Source organism: Paludibacterium yongneupense DSM 18731 (genome assembly GCF_000422925.1).
Classification (GTDB): domain Bacteria; phylum Pseudomonadota; class Gammaproteobacteria; order Burkholderiales; family Chromobacteriaceae; genus Paludibacterium; species Paludibacterium yongneupense.
The window spans coordinates 1-19,309 of the sequence record NZ_AUGZ01000037.1 but is presented as its reverse complement, the minus strand read 5'-3'; the positions used below and the strand labels follow the sequence as shown (position 1 = coordinate 19,309).

15 protein-coding genes and 1 pseudogene are annotated in these 19,309 nt (G+C 57.6%); 10 read left to right on the top strand and 6 right to left on the bottom strand.

The annotated features are described in order from the left end of the window. Positions 1–35: 35 nt before the first annotated feature. On the bottom strand, positions 36–2,912 hold the full coding sequence (gene ileS / locus G520_RS0112805) for an isoleucine--tRNA ligase (RefSeq protein ID WP_028536010.1): 2,877 nt from the start codon (positions 2,910–2,912) through the stop codon (positions 36–38). Between the two features lie 760 nt (positions 2,913–3,672). Here ileS and G520_RS0112800 point away from each other — a divergent pair. Further along, the gene (locus G520_RS0112800; protein WP_036666294.1) at positions 3,673–5,139 is read left to right on the top strand and encodes a methyl-accepting chemotaxis protein; all 1,467 of its coding nucleotides are present in this window, start codon (positions 3,673–3,675) and stop codon (positions 5,137–5,139) included. Positions 5,140–5,254: 115 nt separating this feature from the next. On the opposite strand, the gene G520_RS0112790 is transcribed toward G520_RS0112800, so the two are convergent. Together G520_RS0112790 and G520_RS24485 are read right to left on the bottom strand one after the other, a co-directional pair. Then, positions 5,255–7,648: an NHL repeat-containing protein gene (locus G520_RS0112790; RefSeq protein WP_169449842.1), complete on the bottom strand. Its 2,394-nt coding sequence runs from the start codon at positions 7,646–7,648 to the stop codon at positions 5,255–5,257. Positions 7,649–8,246: 598 nt separating this feature from the next. Continuing rightward, a pseudogene (locus G520_RS24485) lies at positions 8,247–8,483 on the bottom strand (transposase); the annotation flags it as partial. 78 nt (positions 8,484–8,561) lie between these two features. Between G520_RS24485 and G520_RS22735 the strand changes: the two are divergent. Beyond that, on the top strand, positions 8,562–9,278 hold the full coding sequence (locus G520_RS22735; RefSeq protein WP_084637622.1) for a LysR substrate-binding domain-containing protein: 717 nt from the start codon (positions 8,562–8,564) through the stop codon (positions 9,276–9,278). Positions 9,279–9,482: 204 nt separating this feature from the next. Here G520_RS22735 and G520_RS0112770 read toward each other — a convergent pair whose 3' ends face one another. After that, the gene (locus G520_RS0112770) at positions 9,483–10,235 is read right to left on the bottom strand and encodes an SDR family oxidoreductase (RefSeq protein WP_028536005.1); all 753 of its coding nucleotides are present in this window, start codon (positions 10,233–10,235) and stop codon (positions 9,483–9,485) included. 98 nt (positions 10,236–10,333) lie between these two features. Between G520_RS0112770 and G520_RS0112765 the strand changes: the two genes are divergently transcribed. Further along, positions 10,334–11,263 (top strand): AraC family transcriptional regulator, encoded by a 930-nt coding sequence (locus G520_RS0112765; RefSeq protein ID WP_028536004.1) that lies wholly within the window; start codon positions 10,334–10,336, stop codon positions 11,261–11,263. Positions 11,264–11,400: 137 nt separating this feature from the next. On the opposite strand, the gene G520_RS25225 is transcribed toward G520_RS0112765, so the two are convergent. Further along, positions 11,401–11,844, bottom strand: coding sequence for a hypothetical protein (locus G520_RS25225; RefSeq protein WP_169449840.1), 444 nt, complete (start codon positions 11,842–11,844; stop codon positions 11,401–11,403). A gap of 322 nt (positions 11,845–12,166) precedes the next feature. On the opposite strand from G520_RS25225, the gene G520_RS0112755 reads away from it, so the two are divergent. The 7 genes from G520_RS0112755 (at position 12,167) to G520_RS0112725 (ending at position 16,262) form a co-directional block, all read left to right on the top strand. Beyond that, positions 12,167–12,625: a mobile mystery protein A gene (locus tag G520_RS0112755; RefSeq protein WP_028536002.1), complete on the top strand. Its 459-nt coding sequence runs from the start codon at positions 12,167–12,169 to the stop codon at positions 12,623–12,625. Further along, positions 12,625–13,215, top strand: a complete 591-nt coding sequence (locus G520_RS0112750; RefSeq protein ID WP_036666293.1) for a mobile mystery protein B — start codon at positions 12,625–12,627, stop codon at positions 13,213–13,215. Before G520_RS0112755 ends, G520_RS0112750 begins: the two co-directional genes overlap by 1 nt. Before the next feature lie 455 nt (positions 13,216–13,670). After that, positions 13,671–14,753, top strand: a complete 1,083-nt coding sequence (locus G520_RS0112745) for an integrase (protein ID WP_028536000.1) — start codon at positions 13,671–13,673, stop codon at positions 14,751–14,753. An 18-nt stretch (positions 14,754–14,771) separates the two neighbouring features. Continuing rightward, positions 14,772–15,239 (top strand): hypothetical protein, encoded by a 468-nt coding sequence (locus G520_RS0112740; protein ID WP_028535999.1) that lies wholly within the window; start codon positions 14,772–14,774, stop codon positions 15,237–15,239. Between the two features lie 75 nt (positions 15,240–15,314). Continuing rightward, the gene (locus G520_RS0112735; RefSeq protein ID WP_156876939.1) at positions 15,315–15,617 is read left to right on the top strand and encodes a hypothetical protein; all 303 of its coding nucleotides are present in this window, start codon (positions 15,315–15,317) and stop codon (positions 15,615–15,617) included. Between the two features lie 208 nt (positions 15,618–15,825). After that, a complete protein-coding gene (locus G520_RS24960; RefSeq protein WP_156876938.1) occupies positions 15,826–16,038 on the top strand; it encodes a hypothetical protein in 213 nt (70 codons plus the stop codon). 32 nt (positions 16,039–16,070) lie between these two features. Continuing rightward, entirely contained in the window at positions 16,071–16,262 is a 192-nt protein-coding gene (locus G520_RS0112725) for a hypothetical protein (RefSeq protein WP_028535997.1), read from the top strand. Here G520_RS0112725 and G520_RS0112720 read toward each other — a convergent pair. Beyond that, entirely contained in the window at positions 16,259–19,099 is a 2,841-nt protein-coding gene (locus G520_RS0112720) for a conjugal transfer protein TraG N-terminal domain-containing protein (protein WP_028535996.1), read from the bottom strand. The two genes, G520_RS0112725 and G520_RS0112720, sit on opposite strands and share 4 nt — an antisense overlap. Positions 19,100–19,309 lie beyond the last annotated feature (210 nt).

Here is a 19,309-nt window from a genome sequence, read left to right as displayed (position 1 = left end):
TGAGGGAGCGGCCATCGCTCTGTGCCGGGGACGGGTCAGACATGCATCCGTTGCTCGCCCGGGCCATACACATTCTCGATACAGCGCGGACAAAGCCCCGGATGCTCGGCATGGCGGCCGACTGCCGCTGAATAGTGCCAGCAGCGTTCGCACTTCGTGCCGGTCGAACGGCTCACCCTCAAGACCGGCGTCCCCACCCGCAAGCTTGCCTGCGACGTTCCCATGGCGAAATGCAGCTCGCCGTCGAGGCTGGCGAGAGCGTCGAACGATTCTCCATCGGCCTCGATGGCGACTTTCGCCTGCAGGTTGGCACCCAGTTCGCCATTGGCGCGCAAGTGTTCGATTTCCCTCTGAACCAAGGTACGCGTTTCCCGGATCAGCGCGAAGCGCCGTGCGAGATCGGTGGCATCGGCGACGACCGGCACCCGGTGATAGGTTGCCAGGAATACGCTGTCTTCGTCGCCGTTAAGCACTTCCCACGCCTCGTGCGAGGTGAAGGATAGAATCGGTGCGAGCAGCCGCAGCAAGGCTTGGGCGATATGCCAAAGCGTGCTCTGCGCCTTGCGTCGGGCGGCCGACCCGGCCTGGGTGGTATAGAGCCTGTCCTTGATCGTATCGAGATAGAATGCCCCCAGCTCCTCGACGCAATAGCGATGCAGCTCCTGTGTCACCGCGTGGAATTCGTAGCGTTCGTAGCGCGCGGCGACGCGTTGCTGCATGGAGGCGAGTTCGACGAGCGCATAACGATCCAGAGTCAGCAACTGCTCGACGGGCAATACCTGCCCGGCATGAAAGTCGGACAGGTTGGCGAGCAGAAAGCGCAGCGTGTTGCGAATGCGGCGGTATACGTCTGCGGTGCGCTGGAGAATCTCCTGCGACAGCGACATTTCGCTGGTGTAGTCGGCGCTCGCCACCCATAGTCGCAGCATGTCGGCGCCGAGGGTGGCGAAAATTTCCTGCGGCTCGATGCCATTGCCTCTCGACTTGGACATCTTGTTGCCATGTTCGTCGACGGTGAAACCATGAGTCAGCAACTGCTTATAGGGTGCCCGGCCCATGGTGGCGCAGCCGGTCAGCAGCGAGGACTGAAACCAGCCGCGATGCTGGTCCGAGCCCTCCAGATACAGATCGGCCGGCCAGCACAGTTCGGGACGTTGTTTGAGCACGGCGAAATGGGTGGAGCCGGAATCGAACCACACATCGAGTGTATCGCCGAGCTTGCGGTAGTCGCTCGCTTCATCGCCCAGCAGCTCGGCCGGATCGAGCGCGGCCCAAGCCGCGATCCCCTGTCGTTCGATGCGCTGCGCGATCTGTTCCAGCAGTGCGGCGGTGCGTGGATGAAGCTCGCCGCTGGTCTTGTGCACGAACAGCGGCATCGGCACTCCCCAGTCGCGCTGACGGGACACGCACCAGTCCGGGCGGTCGCGTATCATCGACTCCAGCCTTGCCCGGCCCCAGGCCGGGAAAAACGCCGTGTCGCGCAAGGCCTCCAGTGCGCGTTCGCGCAGGCTGCCCGCCCCCGTCGTCGAGTGTCCCATGCGGACGAACCACTGCGGGGTGGCGCGGAAGATGATCGGCGTTTTGTGCCGCCAGCAGTGGGGGTAGCTGTGGCGCAAGGTCTCGCTGTGCAGCAGTCGACTGTTTTCGGCCAGCGTTGCAATGACCTTGGGAGTGGCCTGCCATACCGTCAGGCCGGCGAATAGTGCGCAGTCGGGTTTGAAGCGTCCGTCGTCGGCGACCGGGTTGTCGATCGGCAGCGCGTATTGCACTCCTGCCGCATAGTCGTCCTGACCATGCGCCGGAGCGGTGTGCACCAGCCCCGTGCCGGCATCGGTTGTGACGTGCCCGGCGCAGATGATGGGCACTTCGCGCGGGTAGAACGGGTGTCGCACGCGCAGATGCTCGAGACGGCGGCCAGCCGTCTCGGCCAATACCGGCGCATCGCGTTCGCCGTACCGGGCCAGCGCCGCTTCTGCCAGGTCTCGGGCCAGGAGCAGTTTGCCGAACCGGGTGTCGACCAATTGGTAGACCATGTCGGGATTGACTGCGACCGCTCGGTTGGCCGGCAGTGTCCATGGCGTGGTGGTCCAGATCACGGCAAAGGCGTCGTTCACTGCTTTTTCCAGGCCGAAGGCCGTGGCTAGCGCTTCGCCATCGGCAACGGGGAAGCCGACGTCGATGGCTGGCGAAACCGCGTCTTCGTATTCCACTTCGGCTTCGGCCAGCGCCGACCCGCACTCGATGCACCAGTGCACCGGTTTTTCACCCTTGATCAGATAGCCGTTGGCTAAAACGGCGCCGAGCGTGCGGACGATATCGGCTTCGGTCTTGAAATCCATGGTGCGGTAGGGGTGTTCCCAGTCGCCGAGCACGCCGAGTCGGATGAACCCTTCGCGCTGCAGGTCGACTTGCCTGCCGGCGTAGCTACGGCACAGTTCGCTCACGAATGGGGCCGGCAGCCGCGTCGTGTCGGGAGGGAGCCGGTTCGCCTGCCGGTACGCGACGATGCGCGCGTGGATGTCCGGATTGGCCTGCACCGCGCGAGCGTCGTTCTTGGCGATTTTTTCGATCATGTGTTCGATCGGCAGGCCGTGGCAGTCCCAGCCGGGTACATACGGGGCATCGAAGCCGGCCAGCGATTTCGATTTGACGACGATGTCCTTGAGGGTCTTGTTCACGGCATGGCCGAGGTGGATCTCTCCATTCGCGTAGGGGGGACCGTCATGCAGTACGAATTTCGGCCGGTTCTCGAGCCGGGCCCGTTCCCGCAATTGCTGATAGATCTGTCTTTCCTGCCATTGCCGCAGCATGGCGGGCTCGCGCGCGGGCAGATTGCCGCGCATCGGAAACGGGGTATCCGGCAGATTCAGAGCGTATTTGTTAACTGGGACGTGCGACTTCTTTGCTGGCATGGGACGCTCCCGGGTGCAGGCCATGGCCCAGGGCGGATAACAAAAACCCGCCATTGGGCGGGTTTTTGTCTGACTGTCGTCGTGCGCAGACCCACCATTCAGAGAATGGTGATAATAATTCGCGCGGAGCGGGCGGCAGGGCTGTTCATGGCGACCACCGTAACAAATACCCATCCGGCCTGTCAATCACGGGATGCTTCATGCGGGAGGCGAAACCATGGGCCTGGCCCGGATATGGGGAGGCCTGCGTCGCGGCTATGCCGCCTGTCATTTTCGCTCTGACCCTGTGCTCCGGGACGGGGGCCGATAGTCGAGTGCTGCCATCCTTCGCGCGGGCAGGTCAGGCGCGATGCCAGACCCATAGCCGAAGCCGGAATGCGATCGTCATCGCGAACCCCGACGCACTCTTTCTCCGGCCGAGCCGGCCATGACGATTCGCGCTTCCGTGTGTTGGATGTGATACCGAGGACGCGACTGATATCGCACATGGAAACGGGAAAGAGTGCGATTCAAATATACATGCTCCTCTACCGATATCAGCCCTCCTTGCCCAGAGGATGGAGGAGCGCGCACTCAGATAACGACGATCGCTGATCCCGATGTCCGCGGTCTGATGCGGACGGTGCGATGGTGCACCCAAATGGGGCGTGCAAATATGCCATTTACGATAATGAAATAAACAAATATCATTTCTTTCATACCCCGTGGCGTGACAATATATGAATATTGCACTCTGACACTTTTTTATCGGAGGTGATCTGTGGGACTTCTTCCTTGGTTTCTAGGCGGAAAAAAGACAAATGCACCCGATCTGAATCCGCAAGGCGGCGTGGTCATCTCGGCCTTGCTCCCGACGATGACCGCTGTTTCAGAGCGGGTGGGGCGTTTGGGCATCGAGTCAGTCGAAATCGACGGTAGAGTGGACCTGGTCTGTGAACGTGCCGTGAGTCGTTCTGAAGAAATGACGTCGATGGTTGATGCGATTCATTCTTTGTCCGATTCGAATGTGCGCATCGGCGATGCGGCAGAATCGACGCGCAAGACAACGGCGCAGGTGTCCGATCTGATGGACGAAACCCGCTCCACCGTTAAAGTCGCATTAGACTCTATTCTTAATTTGGTGGATGGCGTTGGCCATATCGAAGCCAAATTGCCGGAGATTCTGGAGTCATTGAACCAGGTCGCGGCAATCTCAAAAACAGTAAACGACATCGCGAGTCAAACCAACTTGCTGGCCCTTAATGCCAGTATCGAAGCCGCTCGCGCGGGTGAGGCCGGACGTGGCTTCGCCGTGGTGGCCGATAATGTCAAAAACCTCTCGGTTCAGACCGGGAGCGCCGTTGCCTTGATCCAGTCCACCCTTGCCGCCTTGAGCGATCAGGTCGATGTGTTGATCACCAATAGCCGTGCGGCGTCTGAAGTTGCTTCCGCCGCGCGTTCGGGGTCAGGCGATATTGGGGTGGCCGTCACCCGCATTGATCAGGTGAGCCAGGACTTGGCGCATGTCAAAGCGAAGGTGGAAGCGATTACCGACGATGCGGTAAAGAATCGTGAGCACTGCCAATTGATGGCTGGCAAGGTCGAGCGGGTGGCCACGACCACTAAAGAATCGCTCAAGGATATCGAGGTAATCAAGGGGCACACGGCTTCGTTATTGAGTATGAGCGAAGACCTGATTACGCTGTCGGCCGAAGCTGGCATCGACACTGTCGATACCCCTTTTATCGGGAAGGTCGTGCAAGCCGCACAGCAAATATCGCAGACATTTGATCTTGCCGTGGAGAAAGGCGAAATTGCCCTTGAGGATCTGTTCGATACCCAATACAAGAAGGTTCCAGATGTCGAGCCTCCGCACTATCTGACCCGGCATACCGATTTCTGCGCACGCCGCTTTGCTTCCCTGTGTGACGAGGTCGTCGCATCGGCACCGCCGATTGTCGCGTGCACCATGGGGGATATGAATAATTACTACCCGATCATCAACCGCGATTTTGCGCATCCCCCCGGCAAAGACCCCGTATGGAATGCCAGCCACTCGCGTGCGCGAACCCGGCAGCTCGACCGCACGTCGCTGAATCAGGTTAAAACCAATAAGCCGTTTTTGGTGCAAACCTATCGTCGGAATATGGGAGGGGGACGATTTGACCTGATGAAGAATTATTCTGCGCCTATCTTTGTTCGTGGCAGGCAGTGGGGCATTTTGCGCATCATGGTCAAGGTGCAATGAAACCGGGGCGGAGCGTCTGACCCGATGACATGCCCTTGGTGGCAAGCACAGACACTATCGGCGAATGCGGGATGGCCATTCTGTTGCAGATCGTCCCGCATCCGCCCGTTTCGTTCTAATCAGGCTGCTTGGCTTTTTCTCCGCTCCGTGTCCTGGGCTTTCTGACTGGCGGGGCTTTGACCGCAGGAGCGTCCGGCGGATCTGCAGGCTTTTGTGTGCTCGCCCTCGATGCTCCAGCCGGCTGCTGCCGTGCCTGTTTTGCGGGAGTGTAGTTGAACACCTGAACGATATTGTAGGTCGAGTCCGCGATCTGCACCTGCCCATCGTGGGCGTGCATGAAGAACGGCATCCACACGCCCCCTTGCCCAACCGATAACTTGAACAGCGAAACGCCTCCCAAGAACGTCAGCGTCTGGCTTTCGATGTGAAAAAGCTTGAGCGCACGGTTCACCAGATCGTTGAGTATCAAATACTCGCCATCGATGGCCAGGCTGGTCGGCAACATGAATTTTTCGCCGTCCGGATCCCCTTCTTCCCAGTATCCTTCCTGGCCATAGCACCACAAATCCTTGCCACTGCGGTCGAAAACGCAAATACGGTTGTTGAACTGGTCTGTGACCAGGACCCGGCCATCGGCGCTAAGCGCGACATCGGTGGGGGTGAAGGCCGCAGGATTCTTCTCCGCGACAGCGGGATTCCATCGGAAATTCTTGATGAAGACCACCTGGCCCGTCTGCAGTATTTGCCACTTAGCCATGCGATTATTCAGCGAATCGACGATAAAGACTTCACCGTCGTCGCTGACCGCCATCCCTTGCGGCCCGCGCAGTCCGCCTTCTTCCTGGCCGTAATAGCCGAAAGGCAGCCCGTAATTGAGAAGCTTTCCATTGGGGCCGACTTGATACAGGCAGATCGTGCTGGAATTAAAATTGCTGATCAGAACCAGAGGTGTGCCTGGGCAAATCTGGCCGAGCAGGGCCTGTTTGGGGTGGTAGACTGCCATCGCAAGATCGCCAGGCAGGAACAATCCCTCCAGGACCCGGGTCTCCACGGGGATAAAACGGCTGTCTTGCTCCTTATAGGCCTTGATGCGCCAGTTACCGGCATCCAGGACCAGGCTCCCCGCCGCGACCGCCTCATGCGCACCGACGGCTTTCAACATCTGGCGACTCCAGTCTCCGAACCAGAACTGATACTGCTGGGTCAGGTTCTGACCCAGGTCGGCATACCACTGATGCAGCAGGTTGAAGCGCAGATAGTCCGGTAATTCAAGCTCGGGGCTTGCACCATCATCACGGGGAGCGCGGGGGCGCTGCAAGCCGCTGACTGCGGTGACGCAATTGAATTGAGGGGCTATCCGCGCGTTGCCCGGCTGGTCTCGACGCGCCCCCAGCGCCGTGAGCATCGTGACGACAGGAAGCACCTGGTTCAAGCCGACGATCTGCAATTTTACAATGCGCGAGCAAAACGGCTCGCTGACAAAGTAAATATCTGGCGTTTCACCCTGGCAGATGACATAGGGACTAAACAGCGATGCATCTTCCAGCGCGTAGTACAGCGGGTCGCTTGCCGTGCGCACCGGCTGAGAACCATGGTTCCAGCTGGGCGCTATGCCCTGGATCGTCGTCAGCGGCTTGCCATCCAACTCATAGACCGAAATTGAGTTCAGTTTTTTATCGGGCACAAAAACCCGGTCTCCGATCACGCTGACGTCGCGCATGATATTCATCATGCCAAGCCCGCTCGGCTGCTGGAAGGCGTGCATGACTACCGGCTCTTTTCCCTGCAGGCAGTAGTTCGCGTCGACAGGGGCATCCGCTGCGAATTTCAGCACCTCATAACTGCCGGTGTTGGCCAGATAGAGGTTTCCCCTATCGTCTGCACTGAGCCCCTGTGGCCAGTACAAATCGTGCGCAGTGCCTTCCGGATCGATCACAGTGCGGAATTCATCGATATAGCTGCCATTTTCGTTGTAACGAACACAACGGTTACGTATCTTCTCGCTTTCGGTATGAAAGAATTCGTCGTTGACATGGATGTCGTACGAGCCGTCCTCCTGCCGCACCAAGGCAATGCCGTTCGGGTCCTGCAGCGGAGCGCCGCCATTATCGCTGGTGTCGCCAAAGACAAAGGCAAAGTCGATCTTGTCGCCCTCGTACTCCATCACCACCACGCGCGAATTCCCCATGTCAGTGATGAATATCTGATTTTTCCGGGGGTGGGGGCAGACATGAAACGGCATGCGAAAAGCGCGACTACCGGGGCCCTTGCTATCAGGAGCCGGACAATTCAGGACACGAACGATTCGGCCCAGATCCTTGTCGAATACCACGACTCTGTTGTTACCCGTGTCGCAGACCCAGACATGCTGTTGCCGGTCCATGCAGACGCCAACCGGCGAGTTGAATGTGAAATCCTGCGGTACCGGCCCACTGAAATCAGGATCTTGCGCTGCCGACTGACCATAGAGGGCGATATGCTGAAATGGCGTGTTCGTCTGGATATCCATATATACCTGTCGGAGTGTAGGAGCCTTGCCCCCATAGCCATGGACTATGATTGGCCGATTACTCGCAACAACGGGCATTGGGCTCGGAGGTTGAGTTAAATTTCACGATCAGACCCCGCAACGACATGCTGGATAAACGCCACCCACGTCAGGCTACGGCGAGCGAATCCGGCCCGGCATCACCCTTTGCCCGACCATGCCGCTGTGCTCCAGCGTACGCAGGTGACATCTGAACGTGTCGTTCTTCAACGGCGGGTAAACTTTATATATGTTGTGTAGATATGCTAATTTCATCGGATATGCTAGTCCAGCAAATTCTGATAGCGTCCGCCAGCAGGTGCATGTTTTTCTGGCTGAATCCGGTTCCTACCGTGCCTCGCATCCCCACCACGGGGGCGTGCCATCGTTATTCAGGCGCTCCAGCGTGGGCATCGCGGACCGATTCGATCGCCGGTTCCGGGCGGATGCGAGCGCGTCGAGGATTCCACTGGCTGTTGTAATCATCACCAGGCGACCGCTCATCGGCCGGAGCGGAAATTCGCATCTTCTGGAGAGGACTTGCGATCGGTAGTGCGAAAGCAGTCAGTTGAGGGGGACACTCACTGAACTCAATCTCAGAGAGTGTGGCGGTTTCGATGACGATCGCCAGCTTGGCTTCAGCGGGCCAATCTTCAGCTCGATTCTTGTCTCCAGGTACTACCGCTCCTCTGGCTTTGGCCTGTTTGCGCCAATTGTACAGAGTCTGCTTGGAGAGACCTTCCTGACGTGCCAGCTCGGCCACGTGTAACAACTTCTTTAGCAAAGCCTCCCGGCGCTCGGATGAATAACGTGCCACGACAAGGTCTTTCCCCGCCCCGGATGATGAGTTGATTCAATCTGAAGACACGGCAACGACCCTAACACCGGGGGGCGTCTGTGCATCACCCCGCCGGCACTGACCAAACAGATCCGGCAGCTGGTGGACGGACTGGGGGCGCCCCTGTTCGAGCGGGAACGGCACGGCAGGAACGACGCTCACCGCGCTGGGAAGGACGTTGCATGCCGAGCGCGCATCCTGTTGCAGCAGGCCGAGACGTTCTATTTGCGTGCCCAGCGGGCGGCCGAGGGGCATCTGCGGCGGCTTGCCATCGGTTTCGGCCTGTCGTCCATTGCGCTTGCCACCAAGTGGGTGGCCCGCTTCCGCACCCGTTTCCCTGAGCTGGAGCTGGTACTGGACGACATGTCTTCAGCCGAGCAGGTCGCGCGATTGCTGTCTGGCGAGTTGCAGCTTGGTTTTATCCGCCTGCCCGTACCGGAGGCGCTGAGTGCTTGCATCTTGCAGACCGATCGCCTGGCACTGGTGACTCCGGGGGAGCCGGTCGGCCCGGTCTGTTTTGACGACATCGCCGGCGAGGCTTTGATTGCCTTGCTGCCGCAGAGAGGGCAGGGGCTGGCCTGGCAGATCAGGCAGCTGTATGAGCATAACGGCGCTCAGCCGAAGATTCTTCAGTATGCGAGCGATGTCCAGACGGTGCTGTCACTGGTCGCGGCAGGCGTAGGCCGTGCCATCGTCCTCTTGAGTGCTGCGAACATCGCACCGGCCACAGTCGGTCTGACACCACTGGATGGCGAGCCGGCGGCCTGCGAATAGCAGGTGGGCCTGGTCTGGAATCCGGGCATCAGCCATCGGATCCGGGACAATTTTGTACATATCGTCTTGGGCCAGGACGGTGACGCGGCATGACCCAGTGCTCGCCTCAACCGTCAGGGAGAAGGTGGGTCCCCGCGACCGGGCGGGGACCCACCGTTTGCCGGTGACCCTGAACGCGGGCGTCCAGGATCACCGGCTGTGCCGTCAGATGCCTGCCAGGGCGACGGCGTCGGCACCCGCCGCGATACGCATCGGCGCCGCCGGGTCGGTGACTGCCTGCCACACGGCCTCGGCTACATCCTGCGCGTGCGTGACGGGCGTACTGGCATCCTGCAAGGTCGTGAACACGTTCTGCATGAGACCGGCATACGCCTCCGGCACGACAGCGCTCATCAGCCGGCGGGCGTTGTTACCGAAGCTCGTGCCGGGCGCACGTCCCGGCAGCACTAAGCGAACGCGGACGTCGAACGCCGCCAGTTCCAGCGCGAGCGATTCCGTGAACGCGTTCACCGCGGCCTTGCTGCCGGTGTAGACCGATAACAGCGGCAGCGGCATCAGGGTTACGCTTGATGTGACGTTCACCACGACGCCCGACCGCCGCTGTCGGAGCTGTGGCAGCACGGCCTGCGTCATCGCGATGGTGCCGAGCGTATTGGTTTCGAAAACCTCGCGCGCGTTGTCCCGCGGGCTGCCTTCCAGCGGTCCGAGCAGGCCGACGCCGGCGTTGTTGACCAGTGCGTCGATCGGCCCGGCTGCCTCGATGCAGCGACGGATGCTTTCGGAGTCGGTGACGTCGAGCGGCAGCACGCGTAGCGCGTCCGAGCGCGGCAGCAGATCGTCGCGCGGCGTGCGCATCGTCGCGACGACGCGCCAGCCTTTATCGAGAAACAAGCGCGCGGTCTCCAGGCCAAAACCGGACGAGCAGCCCGTAATCAGGATGGTGGGAGAAGGGGACATGGGGGACTCCATAGTGTTGGATGACGGTTCCCATGGTAGAGCGTGGGCTTTGGACCCTCTATAATTACAAGTCCACTAATTTGTAGAGATAGTCCGGAATGGTCGACCCACTAGCCGAAGTCGTCGCCTTACTGCAGCCGAGTGCTCCGTTCTCGAAACTCGTCGTGGCGTCGGCCCCTTGGGCGGTTCGCCGGGGCGAGATGGGCCGTCCGTTCTACGTCGTCGTGCTGGAGGGCGCTTGCCATCTGACCGTCGACAGCCCGCAACGCAGCGACACGATCACGCTGCATGAAGGCGACTTTGTGCTGATTCCGTCCGCACACGCCATTGCCACCTCCAGTCTCGACCGTTTGCCGCCGCTGGAGGGGGAGACCGTCACCACCCCAATCGCTCCGATGCAGGATGGCGCACGGGTCGGTGATCCGGACGGCGCGGTGGACGCACGCATGCTAATCGGGCATTGCGAGTTCGGATCGCCGGATGCGGCGCTGCTGGTGTCGCTGTTGCCGCAATGGGTGCATGTGCGCGGCGAGCGGCGTTTGGCGGCGCTGGTCCAACTGCTCGGCGACGAAGCCCGGGCCGACCGGTCGGCGCGCGAGATCGTCACGGCCCGCCTGCTGGAGGTGCTGCTGATCGAGGTTTTCCGGTCAAGCGCCAGTACCGCGGCGTCACCGGGCCTGGTGCGTGGCTTGTCCGATCCCAGGCTGGCGCAGGTGCTCCGCCGCATGCACGAGTGCCCCGCGTCCCCGTGGAGCATCGCGCAGCTGGCGCAAGAGGCCGCGATGTCGCGCTCGACCTTCTTTGAGCGATTCAGCCGCGCGCTGGGCGTGGCTCCGATGGAATACCTGCTGGCATGGCGTATGGCCATGGCGAAGCAGCTGCTGCGACAAGGAGAATCGCCGATGGCCGAGATCGCGGAGCGCGTCGGTTATGGCTCGGTCAGCGCTTTCAGCGTCGCCTTCACCCGCTACGTGGGCATTCCCCCCGGCCGCTATTCCCGATCGCAGACGAGTACCGTGCCTATATGACTTTGGCATCGACATTGGGTCGTGTGAATGGAGCGCTGTCCTGTACCGTGTCTGCCGCGGCCCTGGACGATCCGGTTCCCCTTCATGAGGTGTAGGGATCGTTGCCTGGGCTGAAATTCTGGCGCCGCGTCCCCTGACTAAGGCTTGACCGCAGCGGCTTGCGGGGTGACCGGGCCCGATGTAAACGACGTGCCACCGCCGTTGGCGTCGGGAATGAATATCATGGCAACGTCGACCATCTGGCTGCACATTCTAAACGTCCAGACCTCATTCCAGACGCCCTTGAATGTTGTTCCCGCGCTGGTAACGTCGTGGGCGGCTTCGGTGACGCGCATGTCAAAAATATCGGCCTTCTTGCAGTCTTTAAGTCCCGCACGCATCGCGGCGCTTGTCGCCGCAGACGTTATGGCGTCGCCGATCAACACCGGGCCCGCGTGGGTCGAGCTGGGGTGGTCGGCCCTCGCCAAGGGCGCATCACCGGGGGGCCACCATACGCCAACTGGAGCCGTGCGGCGCATGACTGGAAGAAAGCCATGAACCAATTCGCTATCCTTTACGGTGATCGTTTCATTCAGCATCACGTGTGAAATTCAATTCGCTCTAAACACGGAAATGCTGACAGGCTCACGCGAGTGAGACCAATTCAGTGTTTGCCCGACGTGAGGCCCTCGGCCAATCCAGACGTTGGCAGTAGTCGAGACTTTACCGCGTCTGTTGTTCTCCCTTCCGGGTTATTCTTCCACATATAACTTATCCCTGTAGGGCGATTGTAAGTAGCTATAAATATCCCATTGCGGATATTTCATACTGTTATTAGTATCCCTATAGGGATATTTTGTGTTGTATTTTTATCCCTGTATGGCTAATATATAGCTTTCGATTTCGCGCTACAGGGAGATCCTCATGGACAAGTCCTACCGCTGGCTGCAGTTGCGCCAGGCCGACAAGCAGCTGAAGCCATGGCTCAAGAAGACCTTCCCGCCGCGGCCCTCCTGCGGCTGGATACAGACCATCCGGGAAGCTCTTGGCATGACTGCCGTTTCGCTCGCGCAGCGCCTGCACGTGAGGAACACCACGGTGCACAAGCTGGAGAAGAGCGAGGCCGACGACAGCATCTCGCTTGCCTCTTTGCGCAAGGTTGCTGCAGCGCTCGATTGCGAGCTGCACTATATTCTCGTGCCGAAGAAACCCCTGGAGGCCAAACTGAATGACCAGGCCATGTCCGTGGCTCGGAAGCATATGCGCCCCGTGGCGCATACCATGTCACTCGAGAACCAGTCCGTTGACAGCAAGGCGCAGCAGGCTCAATTAGAGCTCATCGCGAAAGAGCTGCTAGACGGCAACTGGCGCGATTTGTGGTGATGGAGTTCACGTACCAGCTTGGGCAGACCCCGCTCGAACCGGATGAAAAAGAGGGCCTGAAGCCCAAGCACGTCTCGACGCAGGCCGAGCTCAATGAGTGGGAACAGTACAACATCATTAAGGGTACCCGGTGGGCTCAACGCCAGCTCAAGCAGGACATCCTGGATGATGTGTTCCTGCGCGAACTGCACAAGCGGATGTTCGGCGATACATGGACATGGGCCGGCACGTACCGCAAGAGCGACAAGAATATCGGCTGCGATTGGCGCCAGGTTTCTATGCGCGTCCGGAACTTACTGGAGAACACCAGGTATCAGGTCGAACACCAAGTCATGTCCCCGGATGAACTGGTCGCACGGTTTCACCACCAGTTGGTGCTCATCCACCCGTTTCCGAACGGCAATGGGAGGTGCTGCCGCTTGATAACCGACCTACTGCTCCAGAAGATGGGGCAGGATCCGTTTTCATGGGGTAGTGGGGGATATGCCTCCCTCGTGAGCCAGAGCGCGCTGCGGGCTGAATACCTGGCCGCCCTACGAACAGCTGACCAAGGCGACATTGCGCCACTTCTTGCCTTCGCGCGCAAGTAGCTTAATCCTCGCAACGGCGTCAGCATTCGTCTGTTCCGACAAATAGGATTGGGTCGATATGGTAAAAAATGATGGGCACCTGAAGGGGCGCTTATCTTCGTATTTCTGACTGAATTCACAGCAGGTTGAATGACCGGAAAGGCCAGCGAGCACGTATTTGCCATCCGGCAGCTTTCGGAGTTATCCATCTAGGTCGCTTTACCCTCCTGATGAGGCGTACTTTTTAGGGACAGACCCAGAAAAATAGTGTAATCGGAAGCATAACCTTGCCGAACGGCAGCTTTATGGTTCCGATCACACACTGGCTGATTTACTAGGGGGAATGATGGTGGACCGAAGGAGGATCGAACTCCCGACCTCTGCATTGCGAATGCTAAATACGATCTATATTTGACAGTGCTTGTGAGCGGTTTGTAGAATTATTGGGCCAATTATGGGCCAACGGAAGACAAACCATGGCGCAGATCGTAAAGCGTGGGGAAATGCAGTGGCGGGCACGCGTCCGCAAGAAGGGCTATCCAGAACAGAGCCGTACCTTCAGCACCAAGGCTGATGCCGAGAAGTGGGCGCGAATCGTTGAGAGTGAGATCGAGCGGGGCGTATTCGTTAATCGATCAATTGCTGAAAGTACGACCCTCGAGGAGGCTTTAGACCGTTACCAGCAGGAGGTTTCGAGCCTAAAGAAAGGAGCGGATCCTGAGCGTTACGTGATCGGGATTTTGAAAAGCACCAAGCTCGCCAAAAGCTCGATGGCCAGTATCCGATCTGCCGACCTCGCCAAGCTGCGTGACGAATGGCTGAAAACACATGCTCCTGCGACGGTGGTACGCCGCCTGGCCGTGCTTTCCCATGTGTTTACAGTAGCGCGAAAAGACTGGGGAATGGAAAGTATCGCTAACCCTGTTGAGCTAGTCCGGAAGCCGGCCGTCAAAAATGCAAGAACCAGGCGAATAGAAAGTGTTGGTAGCGAACCGCTAGCCGGCGAGGAGGGGGATCGTGGCCGCGGGGCGACTGATGATGAGTTACAGCGCGTAATGGCTGCAACAGGTTCCAGGATCCTACCGACCATGGTTGTCCTGGCGGTGGAAACAGCTGCCCGTCGCGGAGAGCTAGCCAAACTGACGTGGAAAGATCTGGATTTACGGCGGCGTGTCATGCACCTTGGCGATACAAAGAATGGGGACGATCGTGATGTTCCCCTTTCTTCGGTTGCCATACAGGCATTAGAGGCGCTGCCCAGGAGCATCAGTGGCAAAGTGTTTGGTATCCGGCCTGATGCAGTTACGCGCGCGTTTATTCGGGCTGTTGAGCGTGCTCGCCAAGCCTACGTTTCTGAGTGCGTGGGGGCTGGGCAGGAGCCTCAAGAAGCTTTCTTGGTCGACCTGCACTTTCATGATTTACGCCACGAAGCTACCAGTCGGCTGGCTGCAATTTTTCCCTTGCACGAGCTTGCGAAGATCACAGGTCATAAAGACCCTCGCATGCTGATGCGATACTATCATCCCAAGGCGGAAGACCTGGCGAAAAAGCTGGGCTAAACAAATATGGAGATCGCAATGAGAAGGGGATATGCAAGTCTGACTGGGCTGGCCCTGCTTCTGGTCATGTCGACGTTGGCCAATGCTCAGCAGTACCCCGGCTATTCTATGACGGGGGCGTCAACGATCAAACTTGCGTCGCTTGAAACATCGATGGCGAATCATTGGATCCTGCACGTTAAGATGAAAAACGGCACTCACAAGCCAATCAACTACAACATAGCGTCCGGCGGGAAAGTCAGTATTGGAGGCAATGAGTATCAAGCTCTACCTTCATCTTCAGGATTTGATAACAAGTATGGACTGTGGGGAAGTGCAGGCTGCGTTGTGAACGAGCAGGCCCAGACCATCATGGTCCCCCCTGGTACTGCATGTGAGTTCTCAGTGAAAGATATCAGTATCCCAGGCATTGATGAGCATCGCCCACCGTCAGGCAACTTGCAGATGAACATGTTCGGCATCAAGCTGAAAATGGACTCTTATTAAAGCAGCCAACGGACCAGCCCCGGGACTGAGCTATCGTCTTCTTCCCTCTATTTCCATTTGTTGTAGAGGCCATCGATGATTGAATTTTGGATCAAATTGATCCATAATGATCCTAATTTAGATGGCCATGAGGGACTAGATATGAGTAAAGAAAAAGCACTTACCAAGCGTGTGAATGTAAATCTGACGCCAGCGCAAGAGGCGTTGCTTCAGATTCTGGCGCAACGCGCAGGTGCTACGCCTGTAGGATTTGCACGGCATTTGATTGTTCATAGCCCCGAGTATCAGGCGATCACCGCCGAACACAACCAGTTGCTGAAGACCACCGGGCACGGACTATTCCGTCAAGACGAAGATGGAAATGTAACTATTTTCTAACGGAGCTCAGGCTGCGGGATCAATAAAATTATGGCTGACGACAACATTCAACAGTTGAGGGATAAACTTGCCAGGGCGGAGTCCGAAAGGGATGCTTGGCGTGGGAAGTCTGACCATCACTACAAAATGGCTTGCGTGCTTGTTGATGCGTTACGGAAACAGCTTGCCAACGCTGAGTCGGCTAAAGGCTAAGGTATAGGTAACTGTCATGAAGAAAAGAAACGGACAGCCAGAAATTTGGATGCCAATAACTTACGTAAGGGGAGAATATCGTCTGGATGGTCGTTACAAAATCGAGAGCGGGATGATTACTGTCTCGTGCGCCAATGGCACCAAGATGACTCAGGCTGGGGGAACGCCACCAGATAGTTTGGCACGGCTCATTCTAAGCGAAATGGTCGATGCATCTGCTGAGGGTTGAGCGAACTTAGGCTATAAAAATGGATAAATTCCATGAAAATCTTTGAAAAAATCGCTTGCTTCTTTATGGGGTTCGATCCTGGTGCACCTTCGGTGCCAGCTAAGGAGGTAACCCCAGCCGAGACGGTCGAGACGGACAATCCCGGCTGGAGATGGATGACGTCAGAAGAACTGAAAGAAGTCGATGACAGGCTCGATTATCTGAGAAATCACTCCTTGTTTTAGTTTTTCGGCATGTGCTGGTAAGTCGTGAATCTGCTAACAGGGACCGTGGATGATGGCTTGTGCGCTTCCCCCTTGCCATCGTCATTGCCAAAGTGCTTAGCCCAGTCAGCTGCTTGCTGATCAGTCATGTGAAGTTGACCATTTGCGTCGACTTGAATCCCATGTTCTTGGGCATAAGCTCTCATCTCTTTCAGACGTCCATCCGGGCTTGCCGGTGCACCTTGTGGCTGAGCTAAACTCCCTTGATCAAGGGTAGGGGTGTGACCAGGCGTAAAATCTAGCGAGACATTCCTAGGGCCTCTGCCTACCCCGAGAGCGTAGGCCGCCGATTGCCGTGCATGTTGCAACGGATCAAATTCCTGCATTTGTGCTGCAGAATGTGTATCTACCTGGGGCAGAGATGACAGCATTTGAGGCGCAACGACGTTTTTGAATACCCAGGCATTTCCTTCTGCGCTGTGTTGTTGCAATGCCTCGATCTTGGCCAGAGCATCTGCTGTGGATGGATCAAAAGTTGATCCTGGCCGGTGAGTGGATGGGTCTGCCAAAATTTTGTCGCGCATCCGTGCGTACGATGCGCGGATGCTCGGATCCTGAGCCGCCACGCTTTCGAACTTGCGATCCAATGCATAGGCGCCGCTACCATGCGCGATTTGGGTGGCCACCATGGTTGGATCTATCGACTCATCGGCTCCAATGGTTGATACCTGAGTCTGCGTTTGCGCCAACGTTTGTGACGCCATATCAGCCTCCGTGCGCAGCTTGGAAAACGATTGAGATTGCGTTTGCTGATAAAACGACTGAAGCATGGAACCTCGAGAGCTAGATGCCAAAGCAGCGCGGGCATGACTCTGTAAATTCTGGTAGCCAGCTTGCCATGCAGAAGACCCTTGCAAGGCTTTACTAAGCTTCTGGGCCGTCGCCGTATCAAGCCCAATTTTTGCTGCGGTGCCTGCCGATACCGACGCCCCCAAGGTGGAGGATCCGATCCCCGCAGATGCTTGGGTGGTCAAAAACGCTTCAATGCTGCTTCTCTCCGACGAACTCCAATCTTGCCCTTGCCCTAAGGTCGTCATCAGCGAGTTAGCTGCGGACTTTGATGAACTATCAGAATTAAGCAACGTATCGGAAAACTGCTGGCTTGCCGCTGCAATGTTGGCCTTCTGTGTTCCGCCGGCGACGATGCTCGAGAGTTGATGGCTGAGCGCCGTTGTCGTGCTGGCCACCTGCTGATTTGCGACCGATAGGGCTGAGCTTCCCATCTCTGATGCTTTCCAACTCAGTTGGCGGCTGTTTGCGGATGACGGGGCTTGAAACGCGCTGCCGTGGGAAAAGGCTCCTGCTTCATATCCTGCTGTGGGCTTGATTAGATCCGGTGCGGCAATCTTTTCTGCGCCAAAGTCTTTTCCTGACCATCGCTGGGCTAGGCTATTGAGGCTCATGACACTGCCGGTCAAAAGCGCTAGCGATAGCAATGGTGTTGCTGCCAACATGTCGGACGCCAGGGCCACCTTCTCACTCAGATGGTTGTAGAAGTCCTGGTACACCATCAGGTTGAACCCCTGTGGGTGAGCAAGATTGAATGCCGCCATGTCATGTTGAAATTGGATCTGGATGAAGAAATTGATCACGGCCGCGAATGGCAGCCAGCACTGAGTCCAGAGACCGAAAAGAAGGTACTTCACAAGGATATTCAAGCCATGCTGAGCAGTCATCATGGCGAATACGAACATCAGTGGCGAGAACGCAAAGAACAGCGCTTGCAGTGTCGCCATTGCGGTTGGCATGAGATGGGTGAAAAAATTAGCGCTAGATGCCGAGTCGATTTTCCATTGCTCGAACTGCTGTGTTTGCGTCTGAATACAGGCCTGATAAGCGGATGGGTCCCCAGAGTTGGCTGTGCAGTTAAATGAGTGCAGAAGCGAATTCCCGAACGCAGTGGTCATCATGAACTGCTGGGCACTGGTGGAGATACCCCAAGAGGCGCCGATCACTTCGTTATAAGCGTTTGCGTAGTCTGCGACCGAGTATTTCCCCGCGCTGATATTGCCCTTAGGCATCGCTTGGGTAAGCCATGCGGATAGTGTTTGCGAAGATCCCGAGTTGTTGTAGAACTTGTCGATGTCATTTTGAATATTTGTGCTTGCGGTCGAGCACAGCAGTGCAGCCCCTTGGCTGGAGTTCGCAGTTGAACTGTAGTAGGTGGTAAATCCCTCTGTGTAATGGGACAACATATAGCCTACTGGGTCAGCGCTCTGCATAAATTGTGTGGCATCGAAGTTGGCAGAGTCTGCCGAGCAATTGAGCATGAATTGCCGCAGCGATGCATTTAGGTCAGGGGCCATTGAGGATGGTGGGGATCGCATTGCCATCAGGATTTGCAGTGGGTTTAGAAAACCCTCGCCGTTCATCGTGACGTAGTTGCCATTTACGGTCGAGAACGCGGTTTCCATCTTCTCGGTGACCGAGTAAGCCAGCGTGCTCACAATCGAACTGGGTAAGGCTACGCCGATCGGTATGTTGTCCACTACTTCAACTTGTCCTGTCGAAACATCCTGAATCTGGACTGTAACGCGAGGCCCTGCCAGCACGACATAACAGACAACCAGCATGCCGAGGAGCGCTAGGTTGTTTCCTCCCCCTGTGCTCATGTTCAGCATCCCGGTGGTGAGAATCAGCCCAAGGCTAATAAGCAGCCCGGTGAGGACTGCTGCACCCAAACCGAGGCCGGTACTCGAGGACAGCATGCCCGAATTGAAGACCATGGCGACACCGTTCAGGATGCCTTGAAAGGTGTCGATATCCCCGCTGGCGATATAAATGGTAAACAAGCTCATTGCTTGGGCTCCTCTGCGCGTGGAGTTCCCAACACCTTGCCAAGAAGCTGAAGGTGCCGGCGGAGGAGTTCGTCCCGATCGAGCCGGCGGAATGTGACGTAGTACTGGCCTGTAGTCCCCCTGTGTCAGGGTAGTTGAGATGATCCCTTTTCAGGGATTTCATACTCAATCCAGGGGGCCGGAATTTCACCATGTCGCGTTTATCCAAGG

What these genes read in the sequence shown, in the direction of transcription:
- ileS (WP_028536010.1), bottom strand. Translation starts at nt 2,912, where the DNA reads ATGCCAGCAAAGAAGTCGCACGTCCCAGTTAACAAATACGCTCTGAAT.
- G520_RS0112790 (WP_169449842.1), bottom strand. Translation starts at nt 7,648, where the DNA reads ATGGATATCCAGACGAACACGCCATTTCAGCATATCGCCCTCTATGGT.
- G520_RS0112770 (WP_028536005.1), bottom strand. Translation starts at nt 10,235, where the DNA reads ATGTCCCCTTCTCCCACCATCCTGATTACGGGCTGCTCGTCCGGTTTT.
- G520_RS0112765 (WP_028536004.1), top strand. Translation starts at nt 10,334, where the DNA reads ATGGTCGACCCACTAGCCGAAGTCGTCGCCTTACTGCAGCCGAGTGCT.
- G520_RS0112755 (WP_028536002.1), top strand. Translation starts at nt 12,167, where the DNA reads ATGGACAAGTCCTACCGCTGGCTGCAGTTGCGCCAGGCCGACAAGCAG.
- G520_RS0112750 (WP_036666293.1), top strand. Translation starts at nt 12,625, where the DNA reads ATGGAGTTCACGTACCAGCTTGGGCAGACCCCGCTCGAACCGGATGAA.
- G520_RS0112745 (WP_028536000.1), top strand. Translation starts at nt 13,671, where the DNA reads ATGGCGCAGATCGTAAAGCGTGGGGAAATGCAGTGGCGGGCACGCGTC.
- G520_RS0112740 (WP_028535999.1), top strand. Translation starts at nt 14,772, where the DNA reads ATGAGAAGGGGATATGCAAGTCTGACTGGGCTGGCCCTGCTTCTGGTC.
- G520_RS0112735 (WP_156876939.1), top strand. Translation starts at nt 15,315, where the DNA reads ATGATTGAATTTTGGATCAAATTGATCCATAATGATCCTAATTTAGAT.
- G520_RS24960 (WP_156876938.1), top strand. Translation starts at nt 15,826, where the DNA reads ATGAAGAAAAGAAACGGACAGCCAGAAATTTGGATGCCAATAACTTAC.
- G520_RS0112725 (WP_028535997.1), top strand. Translation starts at nt 16,071, where the DNA reads ATGAAAATCTTTGAAAAAATCGCTTGCTTCTTTATGGGGTTCGATCCT.
- G520_RS0112720 (WP_028535996.1), bottom strand. Translation starts at nt 19,099, where the DNA reads ATGAGCTTGTTTACCATTTATATCGCCAGCGGGGATATCGACACCTTT.